Raw genomic sequence first — 16571 nt, 5'->3', positions numbered from 1 at the left:
CAGATATCAGGCAAATCGGTAGAATCTTGGTCATGGCGCAGTCGTCGGTAACACCAGAACTCGTCCTGGAGACCGAGACGGGCTCCACAGTGATGATCCCGGGCCGCGATTACCACGTCGGACGCGACCCGATGAGCGACATCGTCATCGACGACGACCGGGTCTCCTGGCACCACGCGGTCCTGAGACCCGACGACGGACACTGGACCATCGAGGACGAGAACAGCACCAACGGCACCTACGCCGAGGGCCGCCGCATCCACGAATGGGATGTCGGCCCCGGCAGCGTCATCCGCTTCGGCAACCCGGCCGACGGGCCGCGCGTGGTCCTGACGGGCCGCCCCGCACCGGCCCCGGAACGCCCCTCCGCCGTCTCCATGCCGGCCATGACGGGCACCTACCGGCAGCCCACCACCGTACGGCCGCTGCCCGCCCGCACCGTCCGCATCGGCCGTGCCACCGACAACGACCTGGTCATCGACGACCTGGTGGTCTCCCGCCGGCACGCCGAACTGCGCGCCCTGCCCGACGGGACCTACGAGATCACCGACCTCGGCAGCCACAACGGCACGTACCTCAACGGCAGCCGCGTCACCAGCGCCGCGGTCGGCCAGGGCGACATCGTCGGCATCGGCCACTCGGCGTTCTGCCTCGTCGGCGACCAGCTCCAGGAGTACGTCGACACCGGTGAGGTCTCGCTCGACGTGCAGGACCTCGCGGTCTCCGTCGACCGGGGCCGCAAGACGCTGCTCGACCACGTGTCGTTCCCGGTGGGGGAGAAGTGCCTGCTGGCCGTCGTCGGCCCGAGCGGCGCCGGGAAGTCCACGCTCCTCAACGCCCTCACCGGCCAGCGGCCCGCCGACCACGGCACCGTCCTCTACGACGGCCGCGACCTCTACCGCGACTACGCCGAGCTGCGCCAGCGCATCGGCCTCGTCCCGCAGGACGACATCCTGCACGCCCAGCTGACCGTCCGCAAAGCCCTCTCCTACGCCGCCGAGCTGCGCTTCCCGCAGGACACCGCCAAGGCCGAGCGGCGCGCCCGGGTCGACGAGGTGATCCGCGAACTGGGCCTGGAGCAGCGCGCCGACCAGCACGTGCACAGCCTGTCCGGCGGTCAGCGCAAGCGCGTCAGCGTGGCCCTGGAGCTTCTGACGAAGCCGTCGCTGCTCTTCCTCGACGAGCCGACCTCCGGACTCGACCCCGGCATGGACCGCTCGGTGATGCACATGCTGCGCGGCCTCGCCGACGACGGCCGGACCGTCATCGTGGTCACCCACAGCGTGCTCAGCCTGGACGTGTGCGACCGGCTGCTCGTGCTCGCACCCGGCGGGAAGATCGCCTACTACGGGCCGCCCGAGGACGCCCTGGCGTACTTCGGTTTCGAGCAGTGGCCGGAGGCCTTCGAAGCCTTCGACCGGGACGCGGACCGGGACTGGGCCGGGGACTACAGCGCCTCGCCCTTCCACGGCCGGTACGTCGCCGACGCCACCGCCCAGCCCCAGCAGCCCCGGTCCGGGCCCGTGGTCATCGCTCCGCCGCCCCGGCCGCGCAGCCGGGGCGCCCAGCTCGGCACGCTGGTGCGGCGGTACGCGGCCGCGCTCGGCGCCGACCGCACCTTCCTGATCATCATGATCGCCCTGCCGTTCGTGATGGGCATCATGGCGCGGGCCCTAGCGGGCGGCAAGCTGACGCAGGACACGGCGATGAACGCCCTGCTCATCCTGTGCGTCGGCGCGGTGCTCACCGGGGCCGCCAACGCCGTGCGGGAACTCGTCAAGGAACGGGTGATCTACCAGCGTGAGCGGGCGGTGGGCCTGTCCAGATCGGCGTACCTGATGTCCAAGGTCGTCGTCCTGGGCGTCATCACCGTGCTCCAGGCGGTGGTGCTGACCCTCGTCGCGCTGCTCGGCGTGGACCTCAACGCACCCGGTGGCGAAGGCGTGCTGATGTCGCCCCTGGTGGAGATCACGGTCGCCGTCGCCCTGCTGGCGTTCACAGCGATGATGCTCGGCCTGTTCATCTCCGCGCTGGTGCGCAAGGAGGAGGTGACGATGCCGCTGCTCGTGCTCATCGCCATCGTCCAGGTCGTCTTCTGCGGCGCCCTGCTGAAACTGGACGGTGTCCCCGGGCTCGAGCAACTGGGCTGGCTGGTGCCCGCGCGCTGGGCGCTGGCCGCGATGGCCGGCACCGTCGGGCTGGACCGGATCGTGCCCGACGACCTGACCAAGGATCCGCTCTTCGAGCACTCGGCGGGCACGTGGCTGCTCGACGTCGGGATGCTGCTCGTGCTGTCGGCGCTCTTCGCCTTCCTGGTGTCCCGCCTGCTGCGCCGCCACGAACCGGCCGTGATGCGGAAGTAGGCAGCGCCTGTGACGACTCCTGGATTCCGGCCCACGCACGTGGTCCCGCAGAACGGGATGCCCGCCTGGGAGGCCCCCGACCCGTCCCGGCCCACCGTGGACCTGGACCCGCTGCTGCCGGTGCAGCTGCTGGAGCGGCAGGGCGACTGGGGGCACGTGCTGTGCTTCAACGGCTGGTCGGCCTGGGTCGACGGCCGCCGCCTGGTCGCCGTACCGCAGGATCCGCCCGCCGCGGACGGGCCGCTCACCCGCAGCGCCGATCCGCGTCCGCTGCTGAGCCGGGCGCAGGAAGCCCTGGCGCGCTACCGCTCCGCGGTCGAGGACCTCGCGGGCGGTTCGGACCGGGAGTCCTTTCACGCCCGTACGCACGGGCTGCGGATCGGCGTCGTCGTCGACGGCGAGTCCGTGTGGCTCTACGACGCCGCGCACGGGCACTGGGTGTACGCCGACGGCACCCGGGCGACCACGTACGCGACGGACGAGACACCCCGCTCCGACCCCGAACCCCGCCCGGTCGAACCCCCGGCCCCGGCACGCACCCCGACCAGGGTCGTCCCCGCGGAGGCCGTCGAGGAGCCACCCCGCTCGGAGTTCGTGCCTCCCGAGGCTCCCGATCCCACGCGGGTGGTGTCATCGGAGGTTCCCGAGGACTCGCCGGCCGCGTCCCGCGAGGCCCCGGAGCCGACACGGGTGGTGTCGCCGGGCGTTGCCGAGCCCGAGCCCCCTCGGGCCGTGTCGCCTGAGTCCGCCGAGCCGACGCGGGTTGTGTCTCCTGAGGCGTCCCAGCCGGCGCCGTCCGTGCCCCCTGAAGCCCCTGCCCCCACGCGGGTGGTGTCATCGGAGGCTCCTGAGCCCCCTCGGGCTGCGTCTCGCGAGGCGCCGGAACCGCCACAGAGCGCGTCTTCTGAGACCGCTGAGCCCACACGGGTCATGTCTCCGGAGGCGCCCGAGCCCACCCAGGTCGTGTCTCCCGAGGCGCCGGAACCGAGGCGGGGCGTGCCCCCCGAGGCGCCACCCACCCGGCTCGTATCCCCCGAGGCGCCGCCCACACGGGTCATTTCCCCTGAGGAGGACGGCGACGCGGCCTCGGACGAGGAGGCGGGTGGGGCGGCCGACGCGGCGCCCACGCGGGTCGTGGGGGCCGAGCCCACGCGGATCGTGTCGCCCGAGGGTGACGTCCGTTGAACCGCGAGACGAGCCTGTTCTCGGGGCGGCCCTCCGAGCTGATCGGGCAGCAGATCGCCGGGTACCGGATCGAGCAGGAGATCGGGCGCGGCGGCATGGCCGTGGTCTACCGGGCCCGCGACCTGCGTCTGGAGCGCACCGTCGCGCTCAAGCTGCTCGCCCCGGAACTCGCCCGCAACGACACCTTCCGACGCCGCTTCACCCACGAGTCCCGGGCCGCCGCCGCGATCGACCACCCGCACATCGTGCCGGTCTTCGAAGCAGGCGAGACGGACGGAGTGCTGTACATCGCCATGCGGTTCGTCGCCGGCAGCGACCTGCGTCATCTCCTGGACCGGGAGGGCCCGTTGCCGCCCGCCACCGCCGTACGCGTCGCCGCCCAGGTCGCCTCCGCGCTCGACGCCGCCCACGACCACGGGCTGGTGCACCGGGACGTCAAACCCGGCAACATCCTGGTCTCCCGCGGCACCGACAGCGACCACCCCGAGCACGTCTACCTCACCGACTTCGGCCTGACCAAGAAGTCGCTGTCGCTGACCGGCTTCACCACGGTCGGCCAGTTCGTCGGCACCCTCGACTACGTCGCCCCCGAACAGATCTCCGGCAAGCCGGTGGACGCCCGCTGCGACGTGTACGGCTTCGCCTGTGTCGTCTTCGAGACCCTCGCCGGCCACCCGCCCTTCCTCCGGGACGACGACATGGCCCTGCTGTGGGCCCACCAGTACGACGACGCGCCGCCGCTGACCGAGTCCCGGCCCGACCTCCCGTCCCAGCTGGACCCGGTGTTCGCCAAGGCCCTCGCCAAGCGCCCCGACGACCGCTACCCCTCCTGCCTGACGTTCGTCGCCGCCCTGCGCGCCGCGACGACCGGTGCCGGATCCGGCGCCGGGCCCGCCCCCGCCCGGATGGGCCGGCCGCCGGGGGAGGAGGGGCCGAAGCCGCCCCCGCGCTGGGCCGAACCGGTCTTCGTGCAGCGGACATAGCCCGGCGACCCGCAGCGCAGTCGGTGTGCCCGGTGTCAGCCCGCCCGCTCGGCGCGCACCTCGCCCCGACGCCGCACGTGCCGCGCCAGCAGCGCCCCGGCGAACCCGGTCAGCAGCCCCCACGGGACGGCCAGGCCCACGGCTCCCCACAGCCGGGGTCTGAGGAACAGCTCGCCCGAGAGGCCGCCGCCCAGGTCGCCGATGCCGAGCACGGACAGACCGAAGTGCGCGGAGACGCGCCCGACCAGGCAGATCATGAACACCGTGAGCACGAGCGCGATGGTCATGTGCAGGGCGTGCTCCCAGGCCCGTACCCGGGCCGGCGACCGGGCCGCCATCACGAACGCGGCGGCGAGCAGCAGCACCACGTCGACGACCAGCAGCCACCACACCCTGCCGTCGTGCTCGGAGAGCGTCCGCAGGTTCAGCTCGGAGATGTCCGGGGTGCGCAGCACCTGGTCGAGCACATGCGGCATCGGCAGCCCGAACGGCCCCTCCACCCGGCCGTTCCAGGTGGCGCCGAGTCCGATCGTCAGCGCCAGCCACACCAGGTTGGGCATGCCGAGCAGGATCACGGCGAACGTCTCCGCCGCGTGCCCCCGGGTCGCCGCGACGACCAGGGCGACGACCACGCCGATGACGACGTAGGCGAGCAGCAGGGCGACCATCGCGTAGGCGGCCGGCCGCACCGAGGCCTGGAAGCGCAGCAGCCGGGCCGGCAGCGGAGCGCCGCGCGACACCAGCAGGGCCAGCACCAGCACACCGGCCAGCCACACCACGCCGACGAACACGGACAGCGGTACGTCGGTGGTGAAACCGACCTTCGGCGAGGCGCCGAACAGATCGCCCAGTTCGCCCAGGTCGTCGTTCCCGAGGGAGATGTCGAACGTGTGGCGGGCGGCGAGGGTCAGACCGATCAGCGCGAGCAGCCACAGGGCCGCGATCCTCGCGGCCCAGCCGGCCAGCTCCGTCGTTCCGGCGACCGCGCGGTGCCGCAGGGGCCGCAGGAAGCCCCAGACGATCACCAGTGCCCCGGTGAGAGTGACGGACAGGGGGATGACGGTCAGGCCCGCCTGCGTGTCGGCTAGGTCACCCGCGCTTCCGGAGAGCTTCACGGCGCCGCCGACGGCGGTGACCACGGTCGCCGCGACGACCGGTGCGAACGCGCCGTCCGGGAGGTCCGCCGCCCCGGCCGCCCACAGGCCCAGCGCGGCCACCACCGCCATGGCGAGCAGCCCGCCGAGCACCGTGAGGAGGGCATGCGCCCAGCCGTGGCGGGCGACGGCCCGCTCGCCGGAGGTACGTGCCCGGCCGGAGGAGATGCGTGAACTCACGCTGTCACGCTAAGCAGCACCCGCGCCGGACGCCCGTCGGGAGGTCCGTCCGCGTCGGCTTGCGAGCCGTACGGGACCAGAGCACACAATGAACTCGTAGTGGCAAAAAAGAACTCGTAGCGAAAAGAGCGGTATACACCGGGATTTATCGCCCGGATGTGTGCAGGCCGCAGAGAACCCACGTGGGAAGAAGAGCTCGTGAGCGTCGAACCGCCGTCGTCCGGCCGCCCCACAGGGCCCCCGTCGGGCCCGCTGTCCGGTCCCTCCCAGCCGCCGTCGGGAGGCGGACCGCCCCCCGAGCCGCCGAGCGGGGGAGGGCCGGCGCCGGAACCCCGCCGCCCCTGGTGGGGGTCGGTACCCCGCGTGGCCCTGATCGCCACCGCCGTCGTGGCCGCCGTGATCCTGGCCGTGGTGCTCACCCGGCCCGACGGCGGCGGCACCGGCGCGTCCGACGGCGGTACCAGTACGTCGGAGGGGGAGGTCTTCCTCCAGCCCGCGGCCGACACCGGCCCGGACCCGTTCACCGAGTCCACGGCGAAGGAGAGCTCGGCCTCACCGGTCTCGCCCTCGCCCACCGAGCTGGCCACGCAGAACGCCGTACAGGGAGTCCAGGGCGGAGCGCCCGGCCTGTACGGCGGCACCCGTAACGTCGCCAGCTGTGACGTCGAGAAGCAGATCACGTACTTCCAGGGCGCTCCGGACAAGCAGCGGGCGTTCGCCTCCGTCGCCCGCGTCGACCCGCCGGACGTCCCCGCCTACCTGCGCTCGCTCACGCCCGTCGTGCTGCGCATCGACACGCGCGTCACCAACCACGGCTACAGCGACGGCCGCGCGACCAGCTATCAGGCCGTCCTCCAGTCCGGCACCGCCGTCCTCGTCGACGACCGCGGAGTGCCCCGGGTGCGCTGCGCGTGCGGCAACCCGCTGTCCGCGCCGGTGGCCCAGCAGAGCGCGCCGAAGACGACCGGGAAGGCGTGGCCGGGATTCAAGCACTCGAACGTCGTCGCGGTCACGCCCGCTCCCAAGCCGGTCGACGCCTTCATCGTGTGCGAGCCCGACGGCGAGTGGTTCAAGCGGCACCCGGGTGACACGGGCCAGAAGGACCGCAAGACCGAGAAGCCCGACAAGCCCTCGCCGTCGGTGAGCGTCACCACGCCGACGTCACCGGCCGACACGACCTCGTCGGAGCCCCCCACGAGCGAACCGCCCGGCTCGGACACGGGGACGTCGTCGGAGCCGCCCGCCTCGGACCCGGAGACGTCGTCGGAGCCCCCGCCCCCGCCTCCGCCCGGGGACACCACCGGGGGCGACACGACGGACCAGCCCCCGGCCTCCTGACCGGGCTGACTCAACAGGACCGGCTCAACAGGACCGGCTCAACAGGACCAGCTCACCGGACCGGCTCAACCGGACCGGCTCACTCGGCTCGGCTCAGCCGGCACGGACCACCAGGGCGTAGTCGCCGAGCCCGACCAGGCGATCGGCCGGCAGGTCGCCGTGGGCGGTGCGGATCGCCTCGATGCGGCCGGTCTCGGGTTCGAAGACGACGTCCTGGACCGTGCCGAGCCCGTCACCCGTCTCGGTGAGGATCCTGACGCCCGGCAGCTCGTGGTGCGGCGGCACCTCGGACGGGGCGGCGGCCGAGCGGACCAGCACGGTGTCCGGGCCGATGGCGTGCAGGGCACCCCAGGCCAGCACGGACTCCTTGCGGGAGTGCCTGCGGCGCACCCGGACGTGGGTGACCACACCGGCCGGGGCGTCGACCGTCAGGGCTTTGAGGACGCCGATCTCGTCCGCGTCGGCCATCGTCCGCACCGGCAGCCCTCGGGCCTGCGAGAACAGCATCACGGCGGTGTCCCCTCAGGCCCCGCGTGCCCCCTGCGGCCCTCATGCCCCTCATGGCCCTCATGGAAAGCGCCGACCTGGGCGGCGAAGGCGGGCAGGTCGGCGGCCGCGTACCGGATGGCGTCCGCCGGGATCACCAGCGTCCGGCCGGATACCGCGAGCGTCTCGCCGCGCGGTACGTACACCCGGTGCCGGCGCCGCCCGGAGCCCCGCGTCAGCGCCTTGCCCGCGGCGATCCGGAAGCCCACGACCCGGCCGCTGGTGCCGCCCTCGACGACCACGTCGAGCACCGTGCCCACCTCGGCGCCCTCGTCGGTCAGCAACCTCGCGTGCAGCACCCGGCCCTGCAGGGCCGCGCGGCGCGCCACCGCGACGGGCGTGTCCGCCAGGGCACCGGCGTCCACGATCATGACCGCGTCATGGCCCAGGGAGTGCACGGCCGTCCAGGGCAGGCTCTGCTTCAGCGGGCCCGACATCAGTCCCCGGCCGCTGAGCGTGAAGCCGGTGACCCGCGCGGCGGCGGTGTCGAAGACGGTGTCCTTGACCTGCGCGACGGCGTCGCCGCCCAGGGTGACCACCGGCAGCGTCGTCAGGCTCCGTGCCGCCCTCAGCTCGTTCATCGCGCGACCTCCGCACCGGGCGGGCCCGTACCGCGATCACCGTCCCCGGCCGTCACCCGCCGGCTGCCGGCCCCGGTTCCTGCCGAGTGCCCCGCGGACAGGGGACAATGCCCGGGGCACCGGACGGGCCGAAGACCTGTCAGGACTGCGAAGCCCGGCTCGGGGTACGAGCACAGTGCAGAGCGTCCGGCCAGTCCGGCTTCCCAGAGAGAAACGAATGATCGACCACCTGGACGGGGCAGTGATACCGACTGGTTTCGACGTGCCCGTGGAACCGCTGAGGCGGGCGGCACACTACACCGGCGAGCAGGGCTGCATCGCCGAGGCGCGGTCCTTCGCCGCGCTCTTCCTCGACCAGCTCAGGACCGAGTGGTGCGCGCGCATCGACGACCGGGCCGGCGGGGCGGTCCAGCTCGTCGTGAGCGAGCTGGTCACCAACGCCGACCGGCACAGCAACGGGCCGTACATCCTCGAGCTCGTCGGCACGGACACCGCGGTGACGGTGTCGGTCTACGACAGCAGCTCCGCACTGCCCCGGATCTTCCCCCGCAACCCCGAGCGCGTCGGACGGCACGGCCTGGAGATCGTCCACGCGCTCGCGGAGCAGGTCAGCGTCGAGCGGGTGCCGGTGGGCAAGCGGGTACGCGCCGTGCTGCCGCTCGCCGACGAAACCGATCACTGAGCCGTCCACAGCGATCACATCGCTCACTGGGCCGTCCACCGACGCCACCGACGCCCGCCCGGAGCCGGCACGGAGGCGGGTGCCGTCCCACTCCCGCGTGTGGGGACGGCACCCGCTGGTCCGCCGGCCGCGTCAGGCGCAGCCCAGCTCGCCCAGCATGCCCTCGCGCAGTCGCGTGATGATCCGCTTGATCAGGCGGGAGACGTGCATCTGCGAGCAGCCCAGCCGCTCCCCGATCTCCGCCTGCGTGGCCTCCTCCACGAACCGCATGTGGAGGATCTGCCGGTCCCGCTCGCTGAGCTCCGCCATCAGCGGGGCGAGCGAGTGGAAGTCCTCGACGAGCCGCAGCCCGTCCTCCTCCACGCCGATGAAGTCGGCCAGGACGGCCTCGCCGCCCTCGGGGCCGTCGCCGGTGAGCGCGGCGTCCAGCGACGACGAGTTGTACCCGTTCGCGGCGATCTGCCCCTCGACGACCTCCTTCTCGGAGATGTTCATCAGGGTGGCCAGCTCGGTGACCGTGGGTTCGCGGTCCAGCCGGCTGGCGAGCTCCTCACGGGCCTTGGCCAGCTCCACGCGCAGTTCCTGAAGCCGCCGCGGCACGTGCACCGCCCACGTCGTGTCCCGGAAGAACCGCTTGATCTCACCGACGATGTACGGCAGCGCGAAGGAGGTGAACTCGACCTCGCGCGACAGCTCGAACCGGTCGATGGCCTTGATCAGACCGATCATCCCGGTCTGGACGATGTCCTCCATGTCGTCGCCGCGGCCCCGGAACCGGCCGGCCGCGAACCGCACGAGCGACATGTTCATCTCGATCAACGTGTTGCGCGCGTACTGGTACTCGTGGGTGCCCTCTTCGAGTTCCGTCAGGCGCTGGAAGAACTGGCGGGACAGCTCCCTGGCGTCCCGTGGAGCCACCGACCGCGGATCCACCACTCCCGGCAGTGTTCCGTCACCCGTGCCGGCCTCCGCGTTCTCTTCGACGACCTGTGCCTGCGACCGGATCACGGCGGTCTCCATTACCTCTCCCATGAACTCGGCGGACATCTGCCTAGGTCCCTCCGGGTTGCGGGTACCCGGTTCCGTGCCACACATGCGCGGCCGTTCCGCATCCGGGTACCGGGCATGACCGGCGCCGGGTGCGCGGGGCAGGGGCGGACGGACCGTACGGCGGAGGCACGGCCTCCCAACACCGCCCGGACCGCGGCCCGTTCGGCGATTCCACCCAGAGCGGAACGTCGTCCCCTTCCCCTGGCGACCATGACTCCTAGGCTGGAGAAGTGAGCAACCACGTGCCGAACGAAGCCCGCGTCATCCCCCTGCGCCCGTCCGGCGCGCGCCCTCAGGCCGCCCGTCCGGTCATCGCTCCGCCACGCCACGCGCCGCCGCCTCCCGCCCCGAAGGAGCCCCTGTGGCGCGACCTCGTCGGTGACGTGCTGCGGCGCGAACGTCTCGCGCAGGAGCGCACGTTGAAGGACGTCGCCGACGCGGCCCGGATCTCCATGCCGTACCTGTCGGAGGTGGAACGCGGCCGCAAGGAGGCCTCCTCGGAGGTCCTCGCGGCCGCCGCCCACGCCCTCGGACTGGGCCTCGGCGACCTGCTGTCGAGGGCGCAGGGCGAACTGACCCGCGTCACCTCGCGGTACACGGGCGGCGGCCGGCGCGGGGCGTCCGTCCCGTCGCGCGACGGACTGTGCATGGCCGCCTGAGCCCGGTGGGCCGGCCGGCGTCTCAGACCCGCACGAGACGCCGGCTGAGCACCTCGTCGGCCAGTCCGTAACTCACCGCCTCCTGCGCGGTGAACACCTTGTCGCGGTCCATGTCGGCCCGCAGGGTCGCCACGTCGTGGTGGGTGTGCCGGGACAGCACCTCCTCCACCTGGGAGCGGATCCGCACCATCTCCTTGGCCTGGAGGGCCAGGTCGGAGACCATGCCGCGCTGCCCGCCGGCCGCCGGCTGGCCGAGCAGCACGCGCGCGTGCTCCAGGACGAACCGCCGTCCGGGGTCCCCGCCGGCCAGCAGCACTGCCGCGGTGGAGGCCGCCTGCCCGACGCAGCACGTCGAGATCGGCGTCCGCACGTACGACATCGTGTCGTAGATGGCCATCAGGGAGGTGAACGAGCCGCCGGGGGAGTTGATGTAGACCGAGATCTCGCTCTCCGGCGATGACGACTCCAGATGGAGGAGTTGCGCGATGACGACGTTGGCGACGCCGTCGTCGATCTCGGTGCCGAGGAAGATGATCCGCTCGTTGAGCAGCCGGCTGAAGACGTCGAAGGACCGCTCGCCCTGCGGGGTGCGCTCGATGACGTTCGGAATCGTGTAGCTCCCCATCACTGCAGCCCCATCCTGCGTCGCGTCGTGGCCGGGCGGACGTCGTCGAGGGATTCCACGACCCGGTCGACCATGCCGTACTCCCTGGCCTCCTCGGCCGTGAACCAGCGGTCCCGGTCGCCGTCCCGGGAGATCGTCTCCGGGCTCTGGCCGGTGTGCTCGGCGGTGATCCGCTCGATGGTCCGCTTGGTGAACTCCAGGTTCTCCGCCTGGATCTCGATGTCGGCGGTGGTGCCGCCGATGCCCGCCGACGGCTGGTGCATCATGATCCGAGCGTTCGGCAGGGCGTAGCGCTTGCCCGGCGCGCCGACGCTGAGCAGGAACTGGCCCATGCTGGCGGCGAAGCCCATCGCCAGCGTGGAGACGTCGTTCGGGATGAGCCGCATCGTGTCGTAGATGGCGAGTCCCGCGTGCACCGCCCCACCGGGGCTGTTGATGTACAGGCTGATGTCGGTGCGCGGGTCCTCGGCGGAAAGGATCAGCAGCTGGGCGCAGACCCGGTTCGCGGAGACCTCGTCCACCTGCGTGCCCAGCAGCACGATGCGCTGCGCGAGCAGTTGGGCGGCCAGATGGTCGTCGAACCGGGTCGGAGGGGTGTCGCCCTCCTCCGCCCGCGGGGCGAGTGTCGAGAGTGGAGTCATCGGTTCTCCTCGTCGTGGGACAGTCGTGGCAGAAGGCCCGCGGACGTGCCGCGAGCGTGCCGTCGACTCCACTCTTGGCCTCGGACGATGCCCGCAGACCGATTCTCTGCCCTCGGCAGATCCGCTCCCGGCAGAGCACGCCGTCGTACAGCCGGTGCCGAACGCCGGCCGTGACGCCGCCCCGCCGAAAATGCCGCCCGCCCGGCCGATGAGTTTCCGGGCGTGGACCGGTCGACACAGATGACAGCGATCCACGCTCCGGGAGGTACTCATGGCATCCGACGGTTTCACCACGTGTCTCTGGTTCGACGGCCAGGCCGAGGAGGCCGCCCACTTCTACGTCTCCGTCTTCAAGAACTCCAGCATCGGGAAGACCGCCCGCTACCCGGAGGGAGCGCCCCAGCCCGCCGGCAGCGTGATGACCGTCGAGTTCACGGCCAACGGCCACAGGTTCCTCGCACTCAACGGCGGCCCCCAGTTCAAGTTCACCGAGGCGGTCTCCTTCATGATCTTCTGCGAGAACCAGGAGGAGATCGACTACTACTGGACCAAGCTCACCGAGAGCGGCGGCGAGCCCGGCCCGTGCGGCTGGCTCAAGGACCGGTTCGGCGTGTCCTGGCAGGTCGCCCCCGACCGGCTCGACGACATGATCACCGACCCGGACCCGGCGAAGGCGGCCCGGGTCACCCAGGCGTTCATGGCGATGAGCAAGTTCGACATCGCGACCCTGGAGAAGGCGTACGCGGGCGAATGACGCACCCCGGGAGGGGCGGAGACTTTTTCCGCCTCTACCGGGACTCGGCCAGGATCTCCCCGATCACATGCCGCGAGTTCTCCGCGACCGGCGGGTTGGTGTCCCAGTAGTACGGCAGCGCGATGACCGCGATCGACAGGGCCCAGCCCCGGCCGCGCGCCCACTCGGCCTCGTCCGCGCCCACGGCCTCGCGGAAGACGCCGCGGACCTCGGCGGGCAGCAGACACCAGGCGCTGATGAGGTCGACGGCGGGGTCACCGACCCCCACCGTGCCGTAGTCGATCACCGCCGCCAGCCGCCCGTCCCTGACCAGCAGGTTCCCGGCCATCAGATCGCCGTGCGCCCAGAGCGGCGGTCCGGCGTACTCCGGGGCGCGCAGGGCCCGCTCCCACAGGTCCGTCACCGCCGCGGTGTCGATCCGCCCCGCCAGCCGCGCGAGCGCCTCCCGCATGAACCGGTCCCGGGTCCCCAGCGGCACACCCCGGTAGCCGACCGGGCCCTGCGCCGCGTCGATCCGGCGCAGGGCGGTGACGTACGCCCCCAGGTCCTCGGCGAGCAGTCCGGGCCGTTCCAGCGCGCCGGGCACCGGATTGCGGCCGTCCAGCCAGCTGTACACCGCCCAGGGCCACGGGAAACCGTCGCCGGGCTCACCCTGCCCGAGGGGCTCCGGCGCGGCGGCGGGCAGCCCGGGAGCCAGCCGGGGCAGCCAGCGCAGTTCGTGCGTGATGCCCTCGACGGCGCGGGGATGCCGGGGGAGCCGTACGACCTTGTCCGCGCCGAGCCGGAACATGGCGTTCTCCGTCCCGGAGGACTCCAGGCGCCGCAGGGGCAGCCCGGCCCACCGCGGAAACCGTTCCGCTACCAGCCGGCCGACGAGCGAGACGTCGATGTCCACTTCGTCCTCATGCATTCGCACCGCGCACATGGCGTCATTCGAGCGGTCAACTCGCCGAGTGTCGAATGGTTTTCGTGATCTCCCGGGCGATGCGCAGGATGCCGGGGGAGCGGACCGGGCAGGGCTTCGGCGTGGACGTCGTGGGCGCCAGGCAGAAGTGCAGGTAGTCGTCGTCCCGGTGCAGGGCCGTCCGGTCGCGGGACGGCTGGGTGCAGTAGTCGGGATGGGCCCGCTCGTAGGCGGTGCACGGCAGGTACTGCGTCCAGGCGTAGCGGTCCGAGCCCGGACTCACCGCTTTCCCGGCGTCGGCGACGACGCCGCCCGTCGTCGCGGCCAGCCGCTCGTACAGTCCGTTCACCCGGCGCACCCGGTCGGGCGTGATCGGGTCCGGGCCCTGGAGCACCCACACGATCCGTGGCCGGTGGGAGCCGCCGGCCGTCGCGATCTGCTCGACGAGCCTGCGCGCGTCGGCCTCGTACCGCTGGAAGTACCGCTCCCGCGAACCGTCGTACGTGATCCCGTCCATGCACCAGGTGAAGTCCCAGGCGTTGCCCCAGAACTGCAGCACCACGTAGTCCGGACGCAGCGACCGCACCAGGGCGGCCGCCTTGGCCCGGGCCGGGACGAGGGACCGCTCGGCCGTGCCCTCCAGGTAGTCGCACAGGGTGGTGCCCGAGTAGGGGGCGCTCGTGTACTTCGCGCGCAGGTCCCGGCGCAGCTCCTGGCCGAGGACCTTGTGGTTCTCCGTGGCGAGCGAGTCGCCGAGGTACAGCACGGTGGGCGCCTTCACGGGGGCCCGGACGCTGGGCGAGGCCGGGGCACGCTGGTGCGTGGTCGCGGACACCGCCGGAGCGGACGGCGGGGGAGTCCCGGGCCCGGACGACGGATCGCCGCACGCACCGAGCAGCAACCCCGCCACCAGCACACCCACGATCCACGGTCTGCGCATACGGCAACTCCCGCCCCGGGCCGGTGAAACGGCTCCCCAGGCAAGCACAGCCGGACCCCGGGGGGAAGACACGCGTCGGCCACGGAACGCGGTCCGCGGGGGGCTTCACGACAAGTCGTTCACCAGCACCGCCGCCCCGTCGAACCGCCCGGCCTTGAGGTCCGAGAGCGCTGCCACGGCCCGCGACAGCGGATACGGATGGGTGGTCGCGCGCACGCCGTACCTCGCCGCGAGGGTCAGGAACTCGCGGCCGTCCTCACGCGTGTTGGAGGCGACGCTGCGCAACTCCTTCTCGTGGAAGAGCTCGGTCTCGTAGTGCAGCGGAGGTGTGTCGGTGAGGTGGATGCCGGCGACGGCCAGGACACCGCCGCGGTCCAGGGCGCGCAGGGCGACCGGGACCAGCTCGCCGGCGGGGGCGAAGAGGATCGCGCTGTCCAACGGCTCCGGAGGCCGTGCGTACGTGTCCTGGGCGGAGGCCGCGCCCAGCTCCAGGGCCAGCCGCCGGGCGGCCGCACCACGCGTCATGACGTGCACGGTGGCGCCCTCGGCGAGCGCCACCTGCGCGCACAGATGGGCGCTGCCCCCGAAGCCGTACAACCCGAGCCGTCCCCCGGGCGGCAGCCCGGCCCGCCGCAGCGCCCGGTGGCCGATGATGCCCGCGCACAGCAGGGGAGCCAGGGCCACGTCCGGCACGCCGTCCGGCAGCCGGTAGGCGAACGCCGCCGGCACCGTCGTGTACTCCGCGTAGCCGCCGTCGGCGTACCAGCCCGTGTACGCGGAGCGGGGGCACAGGTTCTCCGCGCCGCGCGCGCAGTACGCGCAGGTGCCGTCGGTGCGGCGCAGCCAGGCCACACCGACCCGGTCGCCCGGCGCGAAGCCGCGCACCGCCGCACCCCGGCCACCACCCCGACGACCTCGTGACCGGGCGTGACGCCCACCCGGCGCACGGGCAGGTCGCCCTCCACGACGTGCAGGTCGGTCCGGCACACCCTGCAGGCCCGCACCCGTACCAGCAGCTCGTCGTCCGCGGGCACCGCAACCGGCTTCTCGACCAGCCTCAGAGACCCCTCCTCGACCGGGCCCGGCTGACGGAACCGCCCGTTCGGCGCGCGGGTCGGTGCGCGGGTGACTAGCGTGAGGAAACGGACTATCCACTCATTCGGAAGGGCCGCAGTCATGGCCGTGCAACCTGAAGGAAGCCCGTGCTGGGCCGACGCGATGTTCAGCGACCTCGAAGGCGCCAAGAGCTTCTACGGAGACGTCCTCGGCTGGACCTTCGCCGAGGCGTCGACGGAGTTCGGCAACTACACCCAGGCCTATGCGAACGGCAAGGCGGTCGCCGCCGTCGTCCCGCCCATGCCCGGCCAGGAGGGCCAGTCGCAGTGGTGCCTGTACATCGCGGCCCGGGACGCCGCCGCCACCGCCGCCCGGATCCGTGACCACGGCGGCGAGGTGCTGATGGAGCCGATGCAGGTCGGCGACTTCGGCACCATGTGCCTGGCCCGCGACCCCGGCGGTGTCGTCTTCGGCGTCTGGCAGGCCGGCACGCACGAGGGCTTCGACACGATGGCCGAACCGGGTGCCTACACCTGGGCGGAGGTCTTCACCCGCGAGCCCGAGAAGTCCGACGCGTTCTTCCCCGCCGTCTTCTCCTACCGGCAGAAGGAGATGGAGGGCGAGGCGATGGACTTCCGGGTCTACGACCTCGGCGACCGCAGCGTGCTGGGCCGGATGAAGATGACGGACGACTTCCCGCCCGAGGTGCAGCCCTACATCAACGTCTACTTCGCCGTCGACAACTGCGACGACGCCGTCGCGAAGGCCACCAAGATCGGTGGGGTCCTGCGGTTCGGGCCCATGGACACCCCGTTCGGCCGGTTCGCGGCCCTCAGTGACCCGCAGGGCGCCAACTTCTCGGTCATCGACATCACCAGGACCGAGGGCGACATGCCGAAGATGACCGACGTGAGCTGAGACCTCGGGCCG

16 protein-coding genes and 1 pseudogene are annotated in these 16571 nt (G+C 72.3%); 8 read left to right on the top strand and 9 right to left on the bottom strand.

The features are described from left to right. Window positions 1-32 precede the first annotated feature (32 nt). From ACZ3I3_RS31040 to ACZ3I3_RS31030, 3 genes are read left to right on the top strand one after another with little or no spacing between them, the layout of a single operon-like run. Window positions 33-2363: an FHA domain-containing protein gene (locus tag ACZ3I3_RS31040; protein WP_467370492.1), complete on the top strand. Its 2331-nt coding sequence runs from the start codon at window positions 33-35 to the stop codon at window positions 2361-2363. 9 nt (window positions 2364-2372) lie between these two features. Then, entirely contained in the window at window positions 2373-3548 is a 1176-nt protein-coding gene (locus tag ACZ3I3_RS31035) for a hypothetical protein (protein WP_467370491.1), read from the top strand. Continuing rightward, window positions 3545-4531, top strand: coding sequence for a serine/threonine-protein kinase (locus ACZ3I3_RS31030; protein WP_467370489.1), 987 nt, complete (start codon window positions 3545-3547; stop codon window positions 4529-4531). The genes ACZ3I3_RS31035 and ACZ3I3_RS31030 overlap by 4 nt, the downstream gene beginning before the upstream one ends. A 35-nt stretch (window positions 4532-4566) precedes the next feature. Here ACZ3I3_RS31030 and ACZ3I3_RS31025 read toward each other — a convergent pair whose 3' ends face one another. Then, window positions 4567-5865, bottom strand: coding sequence for a streptophobe family protein (locus tag ACZ3I3_RS31025; RefSeq protein ID WP_467370488.1), 1299 nt, complete (start codon window positions 5863-5865; stop codon window positions 4567-4569). A gap of 198 nt (window positions 5866-6063) precedes the next feature. Between ACZ3I3_RS31025 and ACZ3I3_RS31020 the strand changes: the two genes are divergently transcribed. Then, window positions 6064-7203 (top strand): DUF6777 domain-containing protein, encoded by a 1140-nt coding sequence (locus tag ACZ3I3_RS31020; RefSeq protein ID WP_467370486.1) that lies wholly within the window; start codon window positions 6064-6066, stop codon window positions 7201-7203. A 93-nt stretch (window positions 7204-7296) separates the two neighbouring features. On the opposite strand, the gene ACZ3I3_RS31015 is transcribed toward ACZ3I3_RS31020, so the two are convergent. After that, entirely contained in the window at window positions 7297-7710 is a 414-nt protein-coding gene (locus ACZ3I3_RS31015) for a PRC-barrel domain-containing protein (RefSeq protein ID WP_467370591.1), read from the bottom strand. Beyond that, window positions 7710-8330 carry a PRC-barrel domain-containing protein gene (locus ACZ3I3_RS31010; RefSeq protein ID WP_467370484.1) on the bottom strand — a complete coding sequence of 207 codons (621 nt, stop codon included), beginning with the start codon at window positions 8328-8330 and terminating at the stop codon, window positions 7710-7712. Before ACZ3I3_RS31010 ends, ACZ3I3_RS31015 begins: the two co-directional genes overlap by 1 nt. Window positions 8331-8547: 217 nt before the next feature. Between ACZ3I3_RS31010 and ACZ3I3_RS31005 the strand changes: the two genes are divergently transcribed. Beyond that, complete coding sequence (locus tag ACZ3I3_RS31005) at window positions 8548-9012, top strand: ATP-binding protein (protein ID WP_467370483.1); 465 nt, start codon at window positions 8548-8550, stop codon at window positions 9010-9012. 132 nt (window positions 9013-9144) lie between these two features. On the opposite strand, the gene ACZ3I3_RS31000 is transcribed toward ACZ3I3_RS31005, so the two are convergent. Beyond that, window positions 9145-10032 carry an RNA polymerase sigma factor SigF gene (locus ACZ3I3_RS31000; protein ID WP_467370589.1) on the bottom strand — a complete coding sequence of 296 codons (888 nt, stop codon included), beginning with the start codon at window positions 10030-10032 and terminating at the stop codon, window positions 9145-9147. Between the two features lie 260 nt (window positions 10033-10292). On the opposite strand from ACZ3I3_RS31000, the gene ACZ3I3_RS30995 reads away from it, so the two are divergent. Continuing rightward, complete coding sequence (locus ACZ3I3_RS30995) at window positions 10293-10721, top strand: helix-turn-helix domain-containing protein (RefSeq protein ID WP_467370482.1); 429 nt, start codon at window positions 10293-10295, stop codon at window positions 10719-10721. Between the two features lie 22 nt (window positions 10722-10743). Here ACZ3I3_RS30995 and ACZ3I3_RS30990 read toward each other — a convergent pair whose 3' ends face one another. Further along, window positions 10744-11346, bottom strand: a complete 603-nt coding sequence (locus tag ACZ3I3_RS30990; RefSeq protein WP_467370481.1) for a ClpP family protease — start codon at window positions 11344-11346, stop codon at window positions 10744-10746. Next, complete coding sequence (locus ACZ3I3_RS30985; RefSeq protein ID WP_356927349.1) at window positions 11346-11987, bottom strand: ATP-dependent Clp protease proteolytic subunit; 642 nt, start codon at window positions 11985-11987, stop codon at window positions 11346-11348. The genes ACZ3I3_RS30990 and ACZ3I3_RS30985 overlap by 1 nt, the downstream gene beginning before the upstream one ends. Window positions 11988-12258: 271 nt before the next feature. On the opposite strand from ACZ3I3_RS30985, the gene ACZ3I3_RS30980 reads away from it, so the two are divergent. Beyond that, window positions 12259-12741 carry a VOC family protein gene (locus tag ACZ3I3_RS30980; protein ID WP_467370479.1) on the top strand — a complete coding sequence of 161 codons (483 nt, stop codon included), beginning with the start codon at window positions 12259-12261 and terminating at the stop codon, window positions 12739-12741. Between the two features lie 34 nt (window positions 12742-12775). On the opposite strand, the gene ACZ3I3_RS30975 is transcribed toward ACZ3I3_RS30980, so the two are convergent. The 3 genes and pseudogenes from ACZ3I3_RS30975 to ACZ3I3_RS30965 all read right to left on the bottom strand — a co-directional run bounded on the left by ACZ3I3_RS30975 (window position 12776) and on the right by ACZ3I3_RS30965 (window position 15646). Further along, window positions 12776-13651 (bottom strand): aminoglycoside phosphotransferase family protein, encoded by an 876-nt coding sequence (locus ACZ3I3_RS30975; RefSeq protein ID WP_467370478.1) that lies wholly within the window; start codon window positions 13649-13651, stop codon window positions 12776-12778. Window positions 13652-13682: 31 nt separating this feature from the next. Beyond that, window positions 13683-14585, bottom strand: coding sequence for an SGNH/GDSL hydrolase family protein (locus ACZ3I3_RS30970; protein ID WP_467370476.1), 903 nt, complete (start codon window positions 14583-14585; stop codon window positions 13683-13685). A 105-nt stretch (window positions 14586-14690) separates the two neighbouring features. Then, window positions 14691-15646: pseudogene (locus ACZ3I3_RS30965) on the bottom strand (zinc-binding alcohol dehydrogenase family protein). Window positions 15647-15761: 115 nt separating this feature from the next. Here ACZ3I3_RS30965 and ACZ3I3_RS30960 point away from each other — a divergent pair. Next, entirely contained in the window at window positions 15762-16559 is a 798-nt protein-coding gene (locus tag ACZ3I3_RS30960; protein WP_467370475.1) for a VOC family protein, read from the top strand. Window positions 16560-16571: the final 12 nt, after the last annotated feature.

It is taken from the genome of Streptomyces sp. NPDC016851 (assembly GCF_055562795.1).
This window is presented reverse-complemented; position numbering and strand designations above follow the sequence as displayed.